The organism is Winogradskyella psychrotolerans, from assembly GCF_018860545.1.
In the GTDB taxonomy this organism is placed as follows: Bacteria; Bacteroidota; Bacteroidia; order Flavobacteriales; family Flavobacteriaceae; genus Winogradskyella; species Winogradskyella psychrotolerans_A.
Map to the genome: position 1 here is coordinate 362,101 of NZ_JAHKPN010000002.1, position 17,802 is coordinate 379,902.

Sequence of the window (17,802 nt, forward strand, 5' to 3'; positions counted from 1 at the left end):
TCCCGAAAGCTTTCGGGATTAGTTCGAGCCTAAGAAGAGGAGCTTATTTAAATTAAAAGCCTTTACAGAAATGTAGAGGCTTTTTTGATTTTCTAAACTTCCCAAAAACAGCTCCACGCTGAGTCATTCTTCGTAATTAACATTTACTTAATAATTCCTTGTCAATCTCTTGATGTCAATCACTGAGGGTATTTTCTAATTTTCTACTCATAGTAGTAAAAGGGAATACTCCATGACGGAAATGACTAAAAATGAAAGAAAATGCGTTCGATATTTAACGCAGGAATTGTCTATAGCTGCAAAAGCGATATTCGAAATAGAGCTGACTTTAGATTATGAATTAAAAGCAACCTTTGATAACTATAAACTTATTTGGGATAATTATCCTGAAAGTTTAAAAGCCTATGAAGCGCAAAAAGACTTACAATTAGAATCCCATGATATTCATAAATCTCAGCGTTCAAAACGAAATATTATAACTCGTGTTGCCTATAGTTTGGCGGCATGTGTTGTACTTTGTTTAGCCTACGGTTACTTTTCGCATTCCGATGAATTAAGCTATACAAACCAAGTCACTACAAGTAAAGGACAGCGACAAACCGTATATCTTCCAGATAGCAGTTTGGTGATTTTAAATGCATCTAGTGAAATCCAATATAACTCAGATTTTATTACGAAACGTCAGGTTTACGTCAAAGGAGAGGCGTATTTTGACGTTACGCATAATAAAGAAATTCCGTTTGTTGTCCATACAGAGGATTTAAACATTACCGTTTTAGGAACCGCTTTTAACGTTAATACTGTCTTAGATAATAAGTCGGTATCGTTAGAAAGAGGTAAGGTCAATGTCCTTATTAAGACCTCTAAAAACAGTCTTAATTTATTACCAAGGGAAGAGCTAATTTATAACACCAAAACTTCGGATGTTACTAAAAGAAACTTCAATGTTACTAAGACTTTAGCGTGGAAAGATAACATGTTAATTCTCGATAATTTAATATTCAAAGACGCCTTATATAAAATAAATAATTTTTACGGGGTAAGCTTCAAGATTACTGATGAAGAAATTAATCAAAAAAGGATAACAGGTGCTTTTAAAGAACAAGACCTAGAGGCATTTATTCATTCCATAGAATTCATCGCAGATGTTGAAATAAAGAAGGTAAATCATAACGAATATCTAATAACTCAAAATCATGAAGATTAAAAGCATTCGTCATTCAGTCATCCCAAGTGAAGATCTTTTTCTATTTGAACAAATTCAAGAAGGTGATACCAAGGCACTCGATGTGTTTTTTAAAAAATACTATGACAAACTGTGCAGATTTGGTGTTTTGTTCGAGTCTAACATTCATGTTATAGAGGAAAAAGTAGACGATGTTTTTATTCAATTATGGTCTAATCGAGACCAACTTAATAAAATTAAAAATCCAAAATCATATATCTATGCGATACTAAAAAACGATCTCCTAAGAATTAAGAACAATTACCAAACAAGACCACTACAAAACGACGACCAGTTAAATAGCAGTAGCCTGTATCCAAGTATAGAGGATGAAATCATTGCTAACGAACAAAAAGAAATTAATAAAAATGTCATTAAAAATGTTTTAGAATCCATACCAAAACGTACCCGTCAAATTTTTGAAATGAGCAGAATTGACGGATTTAAATACAAAGAAATATCAGAACTATTAGACATAAGCCCAAAAACTGTAGAGAATCATATAGGGTCAGCCCTCAGGCATATCAGCTCTAATGTAAGCAAGCTAAAGTAGAACGATTCACTATTGAGCAATGTTAGCTTATGCTTTTAATCCCTTAAGATTATATCAACCACAACTAAACAACAAAAAAATCACAACTTTATGAAACACCAAAAATTCATATTAAGTACTGTCATTATCTTGGCAAGTTTATTAAATGTTTACGGAAGTACACATACAACATACAATACTGAGCATTATAATATTAATACTAACACTATTAATTTACAGTTAAAAGAAGCGTCTTTAATTCAAGTGTTTAATTTAATTGAAAAACAAACAGATTTAAAATTCATTTATATTTCTAACACACTTTACCAAAACACAAAAGTTGATTTAAATGTCAATAATCAACCTTTAGAAACCGTGTTAAAGACGTTAAAGCAAAAATCGCCAATCGATTTTAAAATTACAGATAATGGCATTTTAGTTAAGCCGATAACCCAAACGGTTTCTAAGATTAATCAAGAGAATATTACCATAAAAGGTGTGGTGTACGACGAGACTAATACGCCTGTGTTAGGAGCTAATATTTACGCTACAGCTTATAATATTGGTGCTGTAACGGATTATGACGGCCAGTTTACAATTACCGTTCCTGCGGATACGAAGATGTTAAAAATCACTTACATCGGATACGAAGACGTCGATTTTCCTTTAGATGGTCAATTAGAAATTGTAGTGAATTTAAAACCTCACTTTGCAGCATTGAACGAAGTTGTTATTACAGGGCAAGGTGCTAGTGTACAGCGAAAACGGTTATCTAGTAATGTTGAAGTGCTTAAGTCTGAAGATTTAGCCGGTTTGCCATCGCAACGTATAGATCAGTTGATCGCAACAAAATTACCAAATACGCAGATTAATTTTACCGGAGGCCAGTCCGGAGCAACAACATTAATTAGATCTCGAGGTATTAATTCAGCCTTTCTTAGCTCAACACCAGTATTTTATATAGATGGTGTGCGTATGGATAACTTAAACACCACTAGTGCTTTAGGTGGTGGTAGTGCACAAGGTGCTGCTATGAGTTCTATCGCAGATATTCCAATGGATAATATAGATCGTATTGAATACATTAATGGTGGAGCCGCAACCACATTATACGGTTCAGATGCCGCGAACGGAGTAATTCAAATTTTTACCAAAAAAGGAAGCTCTAGAGGAACACAAATTACAGCTTCAACTCAAATGGGCATCATAGCGCCAACTGCAGATTTCCTTTATTTTGATCGCTCTAAAGACTTATTATTTGAAACAGGAACTTATCAAAAATACAACTTAAGTATAAGTGGCGGTAACTCTGAAGGTTTTGGCTATAGTTTTTCTGGAAATTTTTTAGATAACACCGGAGCTCAAATAGCGGATAATAATGCCAACAAGAAAATAGATTTCAGCACTGGTTTTAAAGCGAAATTAGGAGAAAAAGTAACCTATAATAGTTCTTTTATTTATGTGAATAATGTCTACAACAGAAACCGAAATGGTAACCAAGGAGGGTATACAGGTTTGTGGTTTGCAGAAAGTGGTGCTTCGGTTTTAAAAGGGTTTAACAATAGGTTGGACGACCTTAGTGCTGCCGAGTTTAGTGAAATTAAAGATTTTGTGAATACTGCTGAAGAACTACAAGACAACGAAATTTCAATAAATAGATTTACAACCTCTCAAAGTTTCGCTTACAAACCTGTAAATAATTTTGAAGCTAAATTTGTTGGAGGTATTGATTATAGAGTTCAGAATGATCAAACCATTCAAACTAACGAGTATTTATCACATACAACTCAAACTCGTGTTACAGACGAAGGCAATATATCTAATGTAGAACGTAAATATTTTGGTATCACTTTAGAATTAAGTGCACAGCATAAATTTGAAATGGGTAACTTTTCGTTTATCTCAACTCTAGGTGGCCAGTTGTTTAGAAACTCAGATCATCAAATTCAGTACACTGGTACAAATATTAGAGATGGAGCCGAAACCATTAGCGATGCGGCTATAAAAACAAGTGAAGAATATTTATCAGAAGTGCTTAACTATGGTTTCTATTTTCAAGAAAATATAGGGTTTAAAGATAAGTTGTTCTTCGACTTAGGTATTCGTGGCGACCGTAACCCGTCATTTGGTGATAATATCGGTACACAATATTACCCTAAAGCTGGTGTGTCTTATTTAGTAAGCTCAGAACCTTGGTTAGAAAATGCAACAGCTATAAATTCTTTACGATTACGAGGAAATTACGGTGTCGCAGGTAACTTACCTCCAGCATTTGTAAATGAAAGAACTATAGATTTTGACGGATTTTTAGGAGAACAAGCGGCCTTTTTTGGACAATCTGGAAATCCGGATTTAAAACCTGAAAAAACCAGAACTTTTGAAGTTGGTATAGACGCAGCCTTGTTTAATAATAGAGTAAACTTATCGGTAGGCTATTACAATGCAAATACCAAAGATGCCCTATTCTACGTGCCGCCAACACCATCTAGTGGCTATGCAAGTAGTCAATTGTACAATATCGGAGAGATCGAAAATAAAGGATGGGAAATAAACGCCAACTTTATTCCGATTCAAACTGAAAATGTAACCTTATCGCTTAATGTATCTATAAATACTTTAGATAACTTAGTAGTAGATTCCGGAGGTGTGGCGCCATTTAATATTAACGGATTTAGTGCCAGAACCATTCAAACGGTAGTGGAAGAAGGGTATCCTATCGGTTATATTAGAGGAAATTATGGAACTTTCGATGAGAATGGTGTTTTAGAGTCTACAACGGCACAATCGTATTTAGGGACTACGATTCCAGATTTATTTGGTAATCTAGGAATGAACTTCGCTTATAAGAACTTCAGTTTCTATGCCAATGGTAGTTACCAAAAAGGAGCTTACGCTAATAGTTTCGATCAACAGTTTAGATTTCTATATGGTGCTTCAGATGATATTGTACCAGCAGCTGAGGTTGAAGCTAACGGCACCTCAAATTGGTTGAATTTCACAAATTTATTTACTGAAAAAACTGATTTTATAAAAATTAGAACCATGGGAATAAATTACAATTATATCCCTAAAAACACCAAAACTATTAAATCCGTATTAATTGGTTTTAGTGTGAATAATCCACTCAATTTTACAGCATCGTCATTTGATCCTGAAGCTACAATCAGTGGTTCAGCAACGGGTCAAGGTGGTGCTTCTACTGGTGGTATTTCTTACGCTACGTACTCTGCGCCTAGAGAATTTTTAACCTCATTAAAAATAAACTTCTAAAAACAAATAACATGAAAACAGTATATATATACATCACCGTTTTGTTTCTGACACTTACCGCTTGTGTCGATAACCCTAATGTTACCGAAGAGGATTTCTTGGACAATACTAACTCTGCAACGAGTTGGATAGTGGGTATTAAAAGGCAACTTGCCTTAACCATGAATGAGATCGTCATCAATTCTGAAATGGTATCGGATAATTATTTTAACAATTATACGCTTTATAATAAAGTCTATGATATTCCTCAAATTGATTATACAGATATCGATGGGAATAGTATGCAAGTTGAAATTGGAGCCTTAAGAGAAATGGCAGAATATGCTTTAGAAACCGTATTGCCTAGCGATCCAGATGCAACAGCACAACAATGGTCTTATGCTTATTTTGCTAAAGCTTACGCCTTAATATTATCTGGTGAAAATTTCACAGGTTTACCAATGAACAGTAATGGTGAGGCTTATTTGCCAAGCGAATTATTAGACGCGAGCCTTAGTTATTTAGATCTTGCGATTGAAAATGAAAGTGATGCTGAAACTATTTCAGCGTACCAGTTATTAAAATCTAGAGTGTACCGTAGTTTAGGAGATAGAGCGAACGCAAAATCTTTTGCTCAAACTGTAATTAGCAATACTAGCTTGTTGTTTACTGTAGAATTTGATGGCACCAATGGTGTTTCTAATGAAATTCAAAATGCCACGTTTACAGCTAGCGAAAATAGATTTGCACCATTACCAAGGTTAGACTTTTTAGACCCTAAATTTTTTGATATAGGTACGGCTGCAGAAGATCAAAAACCAATGGCTCTTGCTAAAGTAGAAGAGGCGTATTTAATTTTAGCCGAAGCGTATACGGCTGAAAATAATATAGAAATGGCAACAGCTACATTACATGATTTAATAGATAATGTGCTTAGCGCGAGACCTGTGATGTATTTAGATGATAGTGAAGAATTAAGAAATGGAACCAACAGACAAGATTATCCAACTACAGCGGTAGATGTTCGTTTTGAAAGCGGACAAGAATTTAGATCGGGTTATGTCTTAGACAGACAAGCAGATCTTATTCCTGTTTACACTGTTTCTGGAACAAGTGTTTCACATCTGGATATTGATGCAGCCGAAAATGTAGATGATGTATTATACCTTATTTACTTAATGCGCCAAGAGATTTTTATCAGTGAGGGTAGACGTTCAAATGACTTAGGTATTAAGTTTCCTGTGTCTCAAACCGAACAGTTAAACAACCCTAATATTTCAGATGAATTTACCTTACCTGTGATTCCTAGTTTTATTCCTATGGATCTTGGTTTAGATGATTTTACTGTAGATGAAACGACAGGGAATGTGACGATGCTTTACGATATGAATGGTGTGTTGGTCGCCAATAAAACGTCAACTCACGTATTGCCTTTTAATTAATTTAGAAATATGAAAAAGCAATTGAGATATATTTATGTTCTGATATCAGCGTGTTTTGGTTTTAACCTTATCGCTGCACAAGAGGCAAAACACCTGGTGATTATTAGTATCGATGGGTTTAGACCAGATTTTTATTTGCAAGACCAATGGCCCACTCCTCATATTAAGGATTTAGCTCATAACGGTATTGCAGCTAAAGGGGTTAATGGCATTTTTCCAACGGTGACCTATCCATCGCATACCACTTTAATTACGGGTGTGGGTCCAGATAAACATGGGGTTTATTACAATACTAAAGTTTCGGAAGAAGGTACAACAGGTAACTGGTATTATGATTTTAATTCTGTAAAAGCGGAAACTTTATGGGAAGCTGCTAAAAACGTCGGATTAAAAACAGCTTCTGTGTCATGGCCTATTACAGTAAATGCCAATGTTATTGATTATAACATCCCCGAAATTTGGTCTTTTGATAATCCGAGAGACCGACGTGGTGCGACTCAAAAATATGCAACGCCTAAAGGTTTGTTTGAAGAGGCTATAGCGAACGCGACAGGGAATTTAGATGTGAATGATTATAACTTAAGTTCCTTAAGTATGGATCAAAATTTGGGTCGAATAGCAGGCTATATTATCAGAACCTATACTCCAAATTTATTAACGATTCATTTGCCAAATACCGATGGAGCACAGCATAGAAATGGACGTGATGGTGTTGGTGTTGAAAAGGCAATTGCTGGTGCAGACCAAGCCGTGAGTACGATAATGGATGCTTTAAAAAAAGCTAATATTTTAGAGCAAACTAATATTATTATCACTGGAGATCATGGTTTTTACACGGTACATTCTAGTATTGCTGCCAATCTATGGTTAAAAGAATTAGGAGTATTGGATAAAGACACCTTCTTTATAAGTACTGGTGGTTCGGCTTTCTTACATATGAAGGATAAAAACGATACAAAAACATTAAAAAAAATTGTAGAGAAACTCGAAGGTTTACCTTTTAGTATCAAACAAGCGTTTCGAATTATCTCAAGAGATGAGATGACTTCTAGAGGAGCTAATCCAGGTGCTGTTTTGGCTTTATCTGCAAACGATGGTTTTAGTTTTAATAATGATAGAGAAGGAGATTTGATTAAACCGGCACATGGTGGTAAGCATGGTCAGTATCCAGACACTAAAAATATTCAAACGGGTTTTGTGGCCTATGGTCCAGATTTTAAAAAAGGTGTAGTGTTTTCTGAAATTCAAATGGAAGATATTGCAACTATAGCTGCTTATGTCCTAGGAACGCAATTAGAAGCTTCTCATGGCATTGTATATAAGAGCATGCTAAATGATAACAGTAAAGATTAATAATTCCGATTATTAAATTTTTTAAAGTAAAAAAGCAAGAGTTCGGTTTCTCTTGCTTTTTTTTATGCGGTTATATTTTATTTTAATGTTATGACTGATACTTTTTCTTCAACTGCGTTAGCATTTCTGAAGTCATTTTTTTAAGGTCAAAATCGTGGGACCAGTTCCAATCTTTTCGTGCAACGCTATCATCTATAGATGTTGGCCAACTGTCCGCAATAGCTTGTCTGAAGTCTGGTTTGTAGCTCATTGTAAAGTCTGGCATTTCAGCTTTAATACTTTCTGCAATCTCTTTTGGTGTAAAGCTCATAGCCGCTAAATTGTAAGACGATCGGATGCTAATATTTTCAGAAGGTGCAGCCATAATTTGAGTGGTCGCTTTAATAGCGTCATCCATAAACATCATCGGTAGATTGGTGTCTTCAGATAAAAAACTCTCATATTTACCTTCTTTTATGGCTTCGTGATAAATTTCGACTGCATAATCCGTTGTGCCGCCTCCAGGCATAGCTTTATGGCTAATAATACCAGGGTAGCGAATACTTCGTACATCTACACCATATTTGTCGTGATAATATTCGCACCAACGTTCTCCAACTTGTTTGGTAATACCGTAAACCGTAGTTGGCTCACAAATGGTATGTTGTGGAGTGTTTTTATTAGGAGTTGTTGGTCCAAAAACAGCAATACTACTTGGCCAAAATACTTTTTTTATTTGTCCGCCTTTGGCTAGATTAAGGACATGGAATAATGAATTCATATTGAGATCCCATGCTTCCATCGGATACTTTTCACCTGTAGCACTTAAAAGTGCAGCCATAAGATAGACGGTATCTATATTATGGTTAATGCAACAATCTTTAATGGCATTAAAGTTTTTAGCATCTAAAATTACAAATGGACCAGCATTAACCAACTCTAATTTACGAGTATTAATATCGCTAGCAATAACGTTATCTACACCATGGATGTCTCTTAACTTAGTCGTTAATTCTGTTCCTATTTGCCCACAGGCACCAATGATTAATATTTTTGAAGACATGAGCTCTTTTTAAATTATCGGCAAAAGTAATAAGATTTAGGGCTTTGTAATATTAAAATTTTCTGAAAATGCGAGTTATATTATGAATTCTTCAATTTAGTTTCAAAATCAGATACTAAACCATTAAAATAGATAGTTTAGTATCTTTACAGTCAAATTAATTATTACTTATGAAAATTAGATTCGTCGTTTTAGTTTTAAGTTGTATTATGGTTATGAGTTGTGACGACACTGCCACTAGCGATAGCACAGTGGAAACAATTGAGGAAACAGATCAGAATAAAAAAATTTCGGCTAAAACGATTCAAGATATCGATTATAATGATTACGCCTTGAGTAGTGAAGCTGAAAGTAAAACCGTAACTTGGGATACGTATCATGAATTAGCGACACAACTTAGCTATTTAAAGAAAGGAGATTTTTCTTTTTTTAACGGTGATATAGACCTCTTAAAAAAGTTTATTTCAGAATTTAAAACCCAAATGCCAGAAGAGTTTAAAACGAACCTTATTATATCTCGAAATGCTATTATTGAAACAGAACTTTTAAAGCTAAATGAAAATTTAACTATAGATAATATTAGTAGAGATGAGAAAATATTAAATATTAAAGCGCTTTTTGTGTCTTTTTCTAGCCTTAATTACCTCATTAATAAGAAACTTGAGGATGATTTTTACGGTAAAATTCAACCAGAATAAACATGAAACTAAAAATGCAGCTCATTGAACTGCATTTTTAATTTTATATAATTGGAAATGTTTTAGCCTTTTTTCTCAGCTGCTGCTTGTTGTGCACGTTGTGCTTTTTGAGCTTCTAATGCTTCTCTGCTAATCTTTGCTAAATTAAAATTAGGATCAATAGCTAAAGCATCATTCATTAATTTTAGAGCAGCATCCATGTTAGCTGTTTTATTTTCTGTAAAAGTTAACAGCCCTTTTAAATAAGTTAAAGCTGCTTTCAAAGACGTTTCGTAAGGTTGTTGCTTTTCGTAAAATGCACGCTTCATGTCGTCTGTAACATTAGCCATAGCGTAATCTATATTCAATCGCGCGCCTGCTAAATCGTTAGTCTGAATTTTCATATCAGCTATTTCGTAAGCTAAATAAGGATTTGGATTACGTTTGTAAAGTACTTCAAAATGCTCTAATGCCATAGCAACTTGATTTAGGTTTTTTAATGCTAAGGCTTTAACTTCTACATTCATATCAGAATCGGTAGCGTTTTTATCTACACCAATAGTATTTAAAGCTTGCATATATTGTCCTTCAGAAAGGTAGATGTATGCTAAAGTGTCTTTTCTTGCTACAGAAGGCTCCAAAACATCGAGGTGTGTCATAGCATTAATAACACCTTGTTTATCACCTTGCTTTTTCATTTGCTTGTAATACGCTTCAAAATGTGCTTTTAACGCTGTATCAGTCTGTGCAAATACACCTACTGAAAATAACATAAGTATGGCAATTGTAATCGTCTTCATTTGTTCTTAATTTATTGTTCTTTAATTATTTTATCTTTAAAGGGCTAAAACTATAAAAATTAATAAGAAACGGTCTTAAAAATCTATTAATTTCTATGGTACCTCTTTAAACTTGTAATTCAAAAGTTGTACCATAATTTTACTTTCTATAATTTTACCTTTGCTGTCTTCTGATGAATTAAATTTTGGAAGTGGTAAATTATGGCGTTCACAATAGCTTTCATAATAAGCTTTTTTATTGGGATGTGCAGGATGAGCTGCGTTTAAGGTTACATTCCAAAAGTCATTGTTCAGAATAGCACTTATAATCGCTATACAATCTGTTTTGTGGATTAAATTAATGGGGGCTTCAGGATTGGAAATGTTAGTTTTTCCCGATAAAAATGTTGAAGGATGACGCGTTTTATCGAACAAGCCACCAAAACGTAAAATAGTAGTTTTAAAATTAGAATTAGCCTGAAGCATTTCTTCTATGGCTATGAGTTGTTTTCCACTTTCTGAACTAGCATTTGGGTGGGTTTTAGCTGTGATAACCGGGAAATTTACTGTGTTCTCAAATACTGAAGTAGAGCTGATATAAAGTACATTTTTTATTTTATGCTTTTCAATTTCGTACATAAAATGTCTTATCTCTTCAACATGATTTTTAGTCGGTTTTTTTCTTAATCCTGGTGGAATATTAATGATCACGGTATCACTTCCTGTTAAAAATTGAGAATATGAGCCAGAAATAGAGGTTTCAGTTAAGGTGACTAAAAACGGATTTATGCGCTGCTTTTGCAATGCTTCTAACTTATCCGTTGAGGTTGTAGAACCATTGACGATATAGTCTTCATTAACTAATTTTTGGGCTAAAGGCAAGCCTAACCAACCACAGCCCATAATGCTTATTTGTGTTTTCAAAACGAACAGAAAAATATTAAGGTTAAAAATACGGAATTTATATGCTCTAGTGTTTTGATTTTTTTAAGTGGTTAATTTTCAGTATTTTTAGTTATCTCTAACCCTTAAAAATCATTAACGTTATGGCAATAAAAAGTTTTCAGGGAGCGCGTAAGCAGCAAAATGCTACGGACTCAGTACAGTTAAAAGTAAAAGATTATATGTCTACAAAACTTATAACGTTTAGACCAACTCAATCGGTTCAAGAAGTTGTAAAGGCTTTAATTACAAATAAAATTTCGGGTGGACCTGTGGTAAATGAAAATCAAGAATTAATTGGGATTATTTCTGAAGGAGACTGCTTAAAACAATTAAGTGAAAGCAGATATTACAACATGCCTTTAGAGCACGATACGGTTGATAAACGTATGGCAAGAGATGTAGAAACTATTGATGGCAATATGGACGTGTTTGATGCAGCAAATAAGTTCTTAAAATCTAAAAGGAGGCGGTTTCCAATTGTAGAAAACGGAAAACTTATTGGGCAAATTAGCCAAAAGGATATTTTAATAGCAGCATTAGAATTAAAAGGAGAAAATTGGAATAGCACCACCAAACGAGGTTCTTAATCGTCGCGCTTTACTAAAGCATAATACTCTCCTTCGAGAGGTAAGTAACCTTGGTCGTATACAAAATAATAAATAGTGCCAGCTTTGGTCGTATATATACTTGTGAAATAATTAAAGTCAAAACCTTTCTCAATCATTTTGGCTCTAGAGCATTTCATTTTTTTATTGGGATTGAGCGCCTCTAAGATTCTGTAATTTTTTCTTAATCGGTTATTTGTATTTCTAATTAAGTTTTTGGAATCTTTATTTAGGCGGTTATTTTGTGTGTTTCTACAGCCATCACTACAGTATTTTTTATCTATTCTGCCGACGATTACATCACCACATTCTGGACATTTTTTCCGCATAACTTTAAATTAAGTCCTTACAATATAGTAATTTATAACGTTATAAAGAACTCGTAATGATAACAGTATTGGTATTATTTACTTTTTCATAGACGTCTACCTTATAAACTTTTGTTCTAAGGTAGCTGACTAAAGTTTTAACTTTGTCTAAATCAAATTCCTTTACCGAAGCATTAAAAAGTAGTGTGCCTTTTGAAGATTTTGATGTGAGCACATGATCCCAAAATGCTGTGCTTAAAAATTTATCAGGAACCGAAAGATCGATGTAAAGATCAATGATAATTAAGTCGAATACTTTGATGTTGTCTTCCACAAAATTAAAAGCATCTGCACAATGAATTTTTAGATGTTGATTCTCTTCAATTCCAAATTCTGATTTTGCAATGTCTATAATAACAGGATCTAATTCTACGGCTTCAATAGTGTTATTGTAATTAAAATCAGTGCGTAGTGTTTGAATAACACTTCCGCCTCCCATGCCTAAAACTAAGATAGAATTGATTTTAGACAGTTCAATTTTTTCTAATCCATATTTTAATATGCGCTGTAAGGAACCATAACTATAATTGGCATTTTTAGAATTGAGATGTTTTTTCCCGTTATACCATGTAATTTCTAGTGTTCCGCTGTATTCTGAATTAATCTTTTTGGTAACAGGATAAATGTAACTGAGCAGTTGCTTCATAGTTACTAAGGTAGGTTTATTTCGTGATGTTAGTCCTGCTCTGCGTCTTTATTTTTGTTGTATTTGGTATAGCTTATCTTTTTCTTTTCTAGAATAGCGTAAAATTTACGCGGAGAGATTTTTAAGTCTTTGGTAACCTCACTCACTTTTTTCTTCCCTTTCTTATAGAGCTTTAAATTTTCATTGACTTTCTTATTGAAGTAATAATCTTTCAGTTTTTCAACAACTTGAAGCTCTGTTAAATTAGATGTACTGGTATAGTTTTCTATTTCTGTCTTTATGTTTGATAAATTAGTTTTCATGAGTGGTATTTTAGTCCTTAGCAATCGAAGATTGATGGCTTTAAAGTATACTAAATTAAAAAATAAATACCAATTCTGCCAATTTACACACAAGAAGCGTGCTAAGGATAAGGTTCAATTTTTCTAGAGTACACCAAATAATTATTTAAAAAGCTGATATAAAACGTATTGATTTGTTTTTAGTTTATATACGTATTATTTCAACATCCAATCTATTAAGTCTTGAATATCCACAATGGCCCAACTATGGGGATGTCTATCTCCATTAGAGCGATAGCCTTTATCTTTAGTTGCTATGTAGGCTACATCTTTAAATTGCAAGGTTTGCAAAGTTTCTGAGAGCTTTTTTATGTAAAAGGCATTTAAGTCCTCATATTTTGCCATGGTATTTTCATTCCACCAAAGTGTATCTGGCTCCGTATAGAGTCTAACTTTTGTGTGCTTTAAGTTTTTGATAGTGTTGATGTTATTGGTTTTAGAAGTAAAAACAGCATATTTCTCATAACTAGAAATACTATCGTTTGGATTTCCAAATTTAGTACCTAAAGTTTCAAGTAGCCACGTGCTTTCTTCCACAGCAGAATCTGAAAAATGACGTTCTACATTTTTCTGAGCAGTATTGTACAACGCGACTAAATCTACAGGAGAATCGACTATAAAAACACCTTTAGGAATGATAGTAGACGGTAGATTGGTCATAAAATCACTAAGTAAAAGCGTCACATTGCCTCCACTTGAAAATCCACCAATGTAAACATTATCAGAGGGTAATGTATTTGCTTTAAAAATATGCTGAAGCTGTTCTGATAATTGGGATAGTTCATTCTGCTCTAGCCATATTTTTCGGCTATAGTTCATATACAAGACTGAAATGTTGTGGTCTTTTGCGCTTTCTAGTATTTTAAATTCGCGTTTGATGTCTTTGGCAGTTTCAGGAAAACCACCAAACAGCACTAATACGGCGTTTGCGTTTTGAGAGGATTTGTGTAATTCGTAGTCCTCGTCTATAATGTCTTTAACGGTTGTTTCTGTAACGCATTCTTGCTTTTTGCGTTCCTTGTTTTTACAAGTCATGGTGATACTAGCAATGACTAATAGTGCTAAAAATTGTTTTATGTATAACATAGCGTCGTTTTGTATGTAAATAACGTTTTCTATTTTAATTCGAAAAATAGCTCAAACCTTTCCTCTTTCAAGTTAGAATGGCATTATAAGGGAAGGCTGTAATACAAAATGTAATGTATGTAATACGACGTAAATTATTCTAGACTACTATTTAAGAACGCTCACTATTATCAAATGTTACTTCATGTTGGCCTTTAGCTTCAATGTATTTGATTGTAATTTTTTCAAAAGTTAAAGAAATAATTTCTTGACGATCAGAGCTAGCATCTATTTGATGTTTGCTAATCACAAGATTTTTAAGTGAAATGATAAAGTAGCCTTTCTGTACCTTATTGACAGACTTTACTAAAGTTATATCTGCATCACTATACGATTTACCTTGTAAATTTGCCAACATTAAATAAGGTGTTGCGGCATCAATCTTTTTTACTAGAGTTATTGGAGATACCGCAGCTGTTGCTCTAGCTCTTCCTGTTCCTGTTTTATTTTCTAGTTCAATTAAAGAGGCCAATCCAAAAATCTCTATTTGATCTTCATAAAATTTTGTTTTTGATTCTCCTTCTATGTCACCAATCTTGAGGTAACCAATGGTGTTTTTTGAAGTCATGGGATCTTCTTGTGTACTCTGAGCGTTTACTGGTATTGAAAATAAAAATAAACTGACAATTACTATTTGGATTGTTTTCATGATAATTTCATTTTTTATAATTCTGTTGATAATTAGTACAAAATCTAACTTTAAAATACAGTTAGCAGACACGTGTAATTTTATTTTGATTAGTTGTAAGTATTTGGTATTGTTTGGGTTAAACTTACTAAATTGTTGTGAGAATTCAGGAAGTTTTGAGTGGATGGCACCTTTATTCTAGTAAATGGTGATTTTTTATGTGTAGATGGTATTTTCTATCTCGACAGAAAATAAAGTGTAGAAGTATGAATGTAACAGCGCTAGCTATAACATGATGGGATTAAAACGTTATCCTACCATAGGAAATAGCAGTGCGACGTTTAATTTTTTTCATTCTAAGATATGACCTTGTTATTTATTGCTCTCTTAAACTCCAAATTTCGTTTAGTGGATCTCCTTTGCTAGAAAACCCGGTGTGGTTCCAGTCTCCATCAGTTAGTTTATAATTAAATTTTAAAGACGCACCGGCTCTAGAATCATCCTTTGAAAAGAATTCTATGTTCTCGGTGTATTCTCCATTTATGGTGGTGTAGGTGCCGCCGCCTGTTCCCATAAATTGTTTTGTTTCTGTGTTATAGGCAATCCATTGAAAACGGGTTCCAGATAATATTTTCATGGTTTTTCTTGGTCTGCTGGTATCTCGTGTTTGTGTTTCACCGTTTCTTACTCTACCAGACATTAGCCAAGCGCCTTGTAATTTCCCTGGTTCACCATTATCTATTCTATTAAATTTTAAGTCACTATCTATCATTTCAATTGTGGTCTCAGTAATAGAAACTTTAAAACTAATTTTAGTGCCAACGCGTTTAGAATTATCGGAATCGAATTCTACGGTTTCGGTTAACATATCTCCTTTTAGGCTCCAAGAGCCACCATTACTGTGTATAAATTTTCCTGTTGTTGCATCGTAGGTTGTAGCGACCTGATAGCTTTCCGTAAAAATAACCACGGTTTTTAATTGGTCTCCATTTTCTGGTGTTGTATAATTTTCCCAAGCTCCAACGATGCTTTGAGCTTCAATACCCAATGAAATTAGCGTACAAATAAGTAATCCTATTAATTTTTTCATGATGCAATATGTTTAAAGTTGCCTTTATTGAAAGCTAATAATTGTGTACTAAATTTAAGGAATAAATATGGAATATTAAATGAGCAACATGCTCATTGCGTGAATTTAGCAACAGATCTTCCTTAATATGTTATAAGTTGGATACTATTGTTTTAGGACTTCTTTGGCTAGCTCATTTTCTGCTGTATGCAATTTAGCGATTCTTTAAACAATACTAATGCCGCATAAAGAAAGCTTTCAACGCCGAAAAACACCTTGTTTTTTATCTGGTAAAGGAGTGCTGTTATATTCAAACGCTGAGGTCCAATTTAGTCGCGATGCTGAAAATCCATCAAAGCATTCAAGTGGTATTAAATCAAAGGCGCGTAGTGCCATTATAAAACGCTCTAAACCTCCAAAAGGATAATTTCCAGTTGAAAACTCTACAATAGAAAGGTTGTTCTTAAAATTTTGAAGATTATCTAGATCGATCTCAAATCCGTATTCTAAATAATTTAGAATGGCATTTGAATCCTCTTTACTGAGGATCTCAACGTTATTGCGGTCTTGTTTATAAAAGCTTTGTATAAACACGCTAGCATAGTGTGGTATGAGTTTCTGGAACCTCATAAAGTCTAATGTATCGCGTTCGCAATAATCGAGTAGTGTATCTGTAGCGGCTTCGATCTCTTCGGTGGTCATATGATCCCAATCAAATTCAGGTGGTTCTTCGTCTTCCATTTTAAAATTAGGTTGTCTTACCCTGACCATATGGTCATACAGTCTTTTAAAATCGTTATACTTTGAATCGTCTTGTATTTTGAATTTGATATATAGCATTTATTGTATAATAAGCTGAATTTACACTTGGGAACTATGTTGATGGCACACGTTTTTTATTTCCAATTTTAGAAAATCAGATGTTCGAGTTGATTTCTGAATGAGAATAGAAAAATCAAAATTAAAAGTGCAATTAAATTTGTTTTGAATTTTGTATATTCTTGTCTACCATGTTCTTTTATTATTTTATAAACCAAAAATCCACCAACGAGTATAATCGGTAAATAATTCAAAATAAAATCAACGTACCACAATTCCGAAATTCGACTTGCACCAGCTCCTGAACCAAATATTAGGAAAAAAGCAATTACCTCAATCAAAATCAGAAGTATCAGAATCCCGAAAAAAAGAATTGACCTAATTCCAATTCCGAGATAATTTGTCTTTATTTTTAAAAATTCAGTTGTTTTCAATTCGGGTAGTATATGGTATTTATTCACTTGGGATTGTCGCTAAATCTAATGAGTACAATCGTTTAACTTTTCCAACTGTCTTCCACAAATTTTCCGACATTTGAAGATAAAATATCGTATTTTAAATACATATTCTCCAAACTCTAAAAAATGAGATAATCATTGCTAGAATAGAAATTAACATAGCAATGGATACCAATAATCTATTTTCTTTTTTTCTTAAATAGTTGGCTGAAATTATAAAGACAATTAAAGATATAATTCCGAAATAATACTTATAGCTAAATTTCAATTCCGACAATCCAAATAATGCTCTTGTTTTTCCAGTTGATTGCATATAATCTTGATAGGTGTTTATGTTCACTTTAACAGAGAAAATTAAGCAAATAATACTAACGACTATTATCAAATAAATTATCTTTTTTCTATCCATAAATTTTACTCAATACTTGTTATTTGATGTGTTCCGAGAGTTTTCTCAAATGCACTATGGTTAGTTGCGTGGTTAAGCAACTAAGTTAGT

General features: G+C 33.5%; 18 protein-coding genes. 7 read left to right on the forward strand and 11 right to left on the reverse strand.

Annotation, left to right across the window (positions count from 1 at the left end; all coding sequences use genetic code 11):
• Positions 1-232: 232 nt before the first annotated feature.
• The 5 genes from KO515_RS01530 (at position 233) to KO515_RS01550 (ending at position 7,801) form a co-directional block, all read left to right on the forward strand.
• Complete coding sequence (locus KO515_RS01530; protein WP_215934605.1) at positions 233-1,207, forward strand: FecR family protein; 975 nt, start codon at positions 233-235, stop codon at positions 1,205-1,207.
• Positions 1,197-1,778, forward strand: a complete 582-nt coding sequence (locus tag KO515_RS01535) for an RNA polymerase sigma factor (RefSeq protein ID WP_215934606.1) — start codon at positions 1,197-1,199, stop codon at positions 1,776-1,778. Before KO515_RS01530 ends, KO515_RS01535 begins: the two co-directional genes overlap by 11 nt.
• Before the next feature lie 90 nt (positions 1,779-1,868).
• Positions 1,869-5,027 carry a SusC/RagA family TonB-linked outer membrane protein gene (locus KO515_RS01540; RefSeq protein ID WP_215934607.1) on the forward strand — a complete coding sequence of 1,053 codons (3,159 nt, stop codon included), beginning with the start codon at positions 1,869-1,871 and terminating at the stop codon, positions 5,025-5,027.
• An 11-nt stretch (positions 5,028-5,038) separates the two neighbouring features.
• Positions 5,039-6,448, forward strand: coding sequence for a tetratricopeptide repeat protein (locus tag KO515_RS01545; protein ID WP_215934608.1), 1,410 nt, complete (start codon positions 5,039-5,041; stop codon positions 6,446-6,448).
• Between the two features lie 9 nt (positions 6,449-6,457).
• Entirely contained in the window at positions 6,458-7,801 is a 1,344-nt protein-coding gene (locus tag KO515_RS01550) for an alkaline phosphatase family protein (RefSeq protein ID WP_215934609.1), read from the forward strand.
• Positions 7,802-7,889: 88 nt separating this feature from the next.
• Here the strand turns inward: KO515_RS01550 and KO515_RS01555 are convergent, their stop codons facing one another.
• On the reverse strand, positions 7,890-8,843 hold the full coding sequence (locus tag KO515_RS01555; protein ID WP_215934610.1) for an NAD-dependent epimerase/dehydratase family protein: 954 nt from the start codon (positions 8,841-8,843) through the stop codon (positions 7,890-7,892).
• A 170-nt stretch (positions 8,844-9,013) separates the two neighbouring features.
• Here KO515_RS01555 and KO515_RS01560 point away from each other — a divergent pair, with 170 nt between their 5' ends.
• Entirely contained in the window at positions 9,014-9,541 is a 528-nt protein-coding gene (locus KO515_RS01560; RefSeq protein ID WP_215934611.1) for a hypothetical protein, read from the forward strand.
• Between the two features lie 62 nt (positions 9,542-9,603).
• Here the strand turns inward: KO515_RS01560 and KO515_RS01565 are convergent, their stop codons facing one another.
• Positions 9,604-10,320, reverse strand: coding sequence for a hypothetical protein (locus tag KO515_RS01565; protein WP_215934612.1), 717 nt, complete (start codon positions 10,318-10,320; stop codon positions 9,604-9,606).
• A 93-nt stretch (positions 10,321-10,413) separates the two neighbouring features.
• Positions 10,414-11,223: an NAD(P)H-binding protein gene (locus tag KO515_RS01570; protein WP_252723747.1), complete on the reverse strand. Its 810-nt coding sequence runs from the start codon at positions 11,221-11,223 to the stop codon at positions 10,414-10,416.
• 122 nt (positions 11,224-11,345) lie between these two features.
• Between KO515_RS01570 and KO515_RS01575 the strand changes: the two genes are divergently transcribed.
• Positions 11,346-11,831: a CBS domain-containing protein gene (locus KO515_RS01575; protein WP_215934613.1), complete on the forward strand. Its 486-nt coding sequence runs from the start codon at positions 11,346-11,348 to the stop codon at positions 11,829-11,831.
• Here KO515_RS01575 and KO515_RS01580 read toward each other — a convergent pair.
• The 8 genes from KO515_RS01580 to KO515_RS01615 all read right to left on the reverse strand — a co-directional run bounded on the left by KO515_RS01580 (position 11,828) and on the right by KO515_RS01615 (position 17,279).
• Entirely contained in the window at positions 11,828-12,178 is a 351-nt protein-coding gene (locus tag KO515_RS01580) for a hypothetical protein (RefSeq protein WP_215934614.1), read from the reverse strand. The two genes, KO515_RS01575 and KO515_RS01580, sit on opposite strands and share 4 nt — an antisense overlap.
• A gap of 40 nt (positions 12,179-12,218) precedes the next feature.
• Positions 12,219-12,863, reverse strand: a complete 645-nt coding sequence (locus tag KO515_RS01585; protein ID WP_215934615.1) for a spermidine synthase — start codon at positions 12,861-12,863, stop codon at positions 12,219-12,221.
• A gap of 29 nt (positions 12,864-12,892) precedes the next feature.
• Entirely contained in the window at positions 12,893-13,165 is a 273-nt protein-coding gene (locus tag KO515_RS01590) for a hypothetical protein (protein ID WP_215934616.1), read from the reverse strand.
• Positions 13,166-13,360: 195 nt separating this feature from the next.
• Complete coding sequence (locus KO515_RS01595) at positions 13,361-14,290, reverse strand: hypothetical protein (RefSeq protein ID WP_215934617.1); 930 nt, start codon at positions 14,288-14,290, stop codon at positions 13,361-13,363.
• A 151-nt stretch (positions 14,291-14,441) separates the two neighbouring features.
• Positions 14,442-14,978, reverse strand: a complete 537-nt coding sequence (locus tag KO515_RS01600) for an Hcp family type VI secretion system effector (protein WP_215934618.1) — start codon at positions 14,976-14,978, stop codon at positions 14,442-14,444.
• A gap of 355 nt (positions 14,979-15,333) precedes the next feature.
• Positions 15,334-16,047 (reverse strand): membrane or secreted protein, encoded by a 714-nt coding sequence (locus KO515_RS01605; protein WP_215934619.1) that lies wholly within the window; start codon positions 16,045-16,047, stop codon positions 15,334-15,336.
• Positions 16,048-16,284: 237 nt separating this feature from the next.
• Complete coding sequence (locus KO515_RS01610; protein ID WP_215934620.1) at positions 16,285-16,767, reverse strand: hypothetical protein; 483 nt, start codon at positions 16,765-16,767, stop codon at positions 16,285-16,287.
• A gap of 167 nt (positions 16,768-16,934) precedes the next feature.
• A complete protein-coding gene (locus KO515_RS01615; protein WP_215934621.1) occupies positions 16,935-17,279 on the reverse strand; it encodes a hypothetical protein in 345 nt (114 codons plus the stop codon).
• Positions 17,280-17,802 lie beyond the last annotated feature (523 nt).

What these genes read in the sequence shown, in the direction of transcription:
- KO515_RS01550 (WP_215934609.1), top strand. Translation starts at nt 6,458, where the DNA reads ATGAAAAAGCAATTGAGATATATTTATGTTCTGATATCAGCGTGTTTT.
- KO515_RS01580 (WP_215934614.1), bottom strand. Translation starts at nt 12,178, where the DNA reads ATGCGGAAAAAATGTCCAGAATGTGGTGATGTAATCGTCGGCAGAATA.
- KO515_RS01590 (WP_215934616.1), bottom strand. Translation starts at nt 13,165, where the DNA reads ATGAAAACTAATTTATCAAACATAAAGACAGAAATAGAAAACTATACC.
- KO515_RS01555 (WP_215934610.1), bottom strand. Translation starts at nt 8,843, where the DNA reads ATGTCTTCAAAAATATTAATCATTGGTGCCTGTGGGCAAATAGGAACA.
- KO515_RS01545 (WP_215934608.1), top strand. Translation starts at nt 5,039, where the DNA reads ATGAAAACAGTATATATATACATCACCGTTTTGTTTCTGACACTTACC.
- KO515_RS01595 (WP_215934617.1), bottom strand. Translation starts at nt 14,290, where the DNA reads ATGTTATACATAAAACAATTTTTAGCACTATTAGTCATTGCTAGTATC.
- KO515_RS01565 (WP_215934612.1), bottom strand. Translation starts at nt 10,320, where the DNA reads ATGAAGACGATTACAATTGCCATACTTATGTTATTTTCAGTAGGTGTA.
- KO515_RS01600 (WP_215934618.1), bottom strand. Translation starts at nt 14,978, where the DNA reads ATGAAAACAATCCAAATAGTAATTGTCAGTTTATTTTTATTTTCAATA.
- KO515_RS01610 (WP_215934620.1), bottom strand. Translation starts at nt 16,767, where the DNA reads ATGGAAGACGAAGAACCACCTGAATTTGATTGGGATCATATGACCACC.
- KO515_RS01575 (WP_215934613.1), top strand. Translation starts at nt 11,346, where the DNA reads ATGGCAATAAAAAGTTTTCAGGGAGCGCGTAAGCAGCAAAATGCTACG.
- KO515_RS01605 (WP_215934619.1), bottom strand. Translation starts at nt 16,047, where the DNA reads ATGAAAAAATTAATAGGATTACTTATTTGTACGCTAATTTCATTGGGT.
- KO515_RS01535 (WP_215934606.1), top strand. Translation starts at nt 1,197, where the DNA reads ATGAAGATTAAAAGCATTCGTCATTCAGTCATCCCAAGTGAAGATCTT.
- KO515_RS01540 (WP_215934607.1), top strand. Translation starts at nt 1,869, where the DNA reads ATGAAACACCAAAAATTCATATTAAGTACTGTCATTATCTTGGCAAGT.
- KO515_RS01560 (WP_215934611.1), top strand. Translation starts at nt 9,014, where the DNA reads ATGAAAATTAGATTCGTCGTTTTAGTTTTAAGTTGTATTATGGTTATG.
- KO515_RS01585 (WP_215934615.1), bottom strand. Translation starts at nt 12,863, where the DNA reads ATGAAGCAACTGCTCAGTTACATTTATCCTGTTACCAAAAAGATTAAT.
- KO515_RS01530 (WP_215934605.1), top strand. Translation starts at nt 233, where the DNA reads ATGACGGAAATGACTAAAAATGAAAGAAAATGCGTTCGATATTTAACG.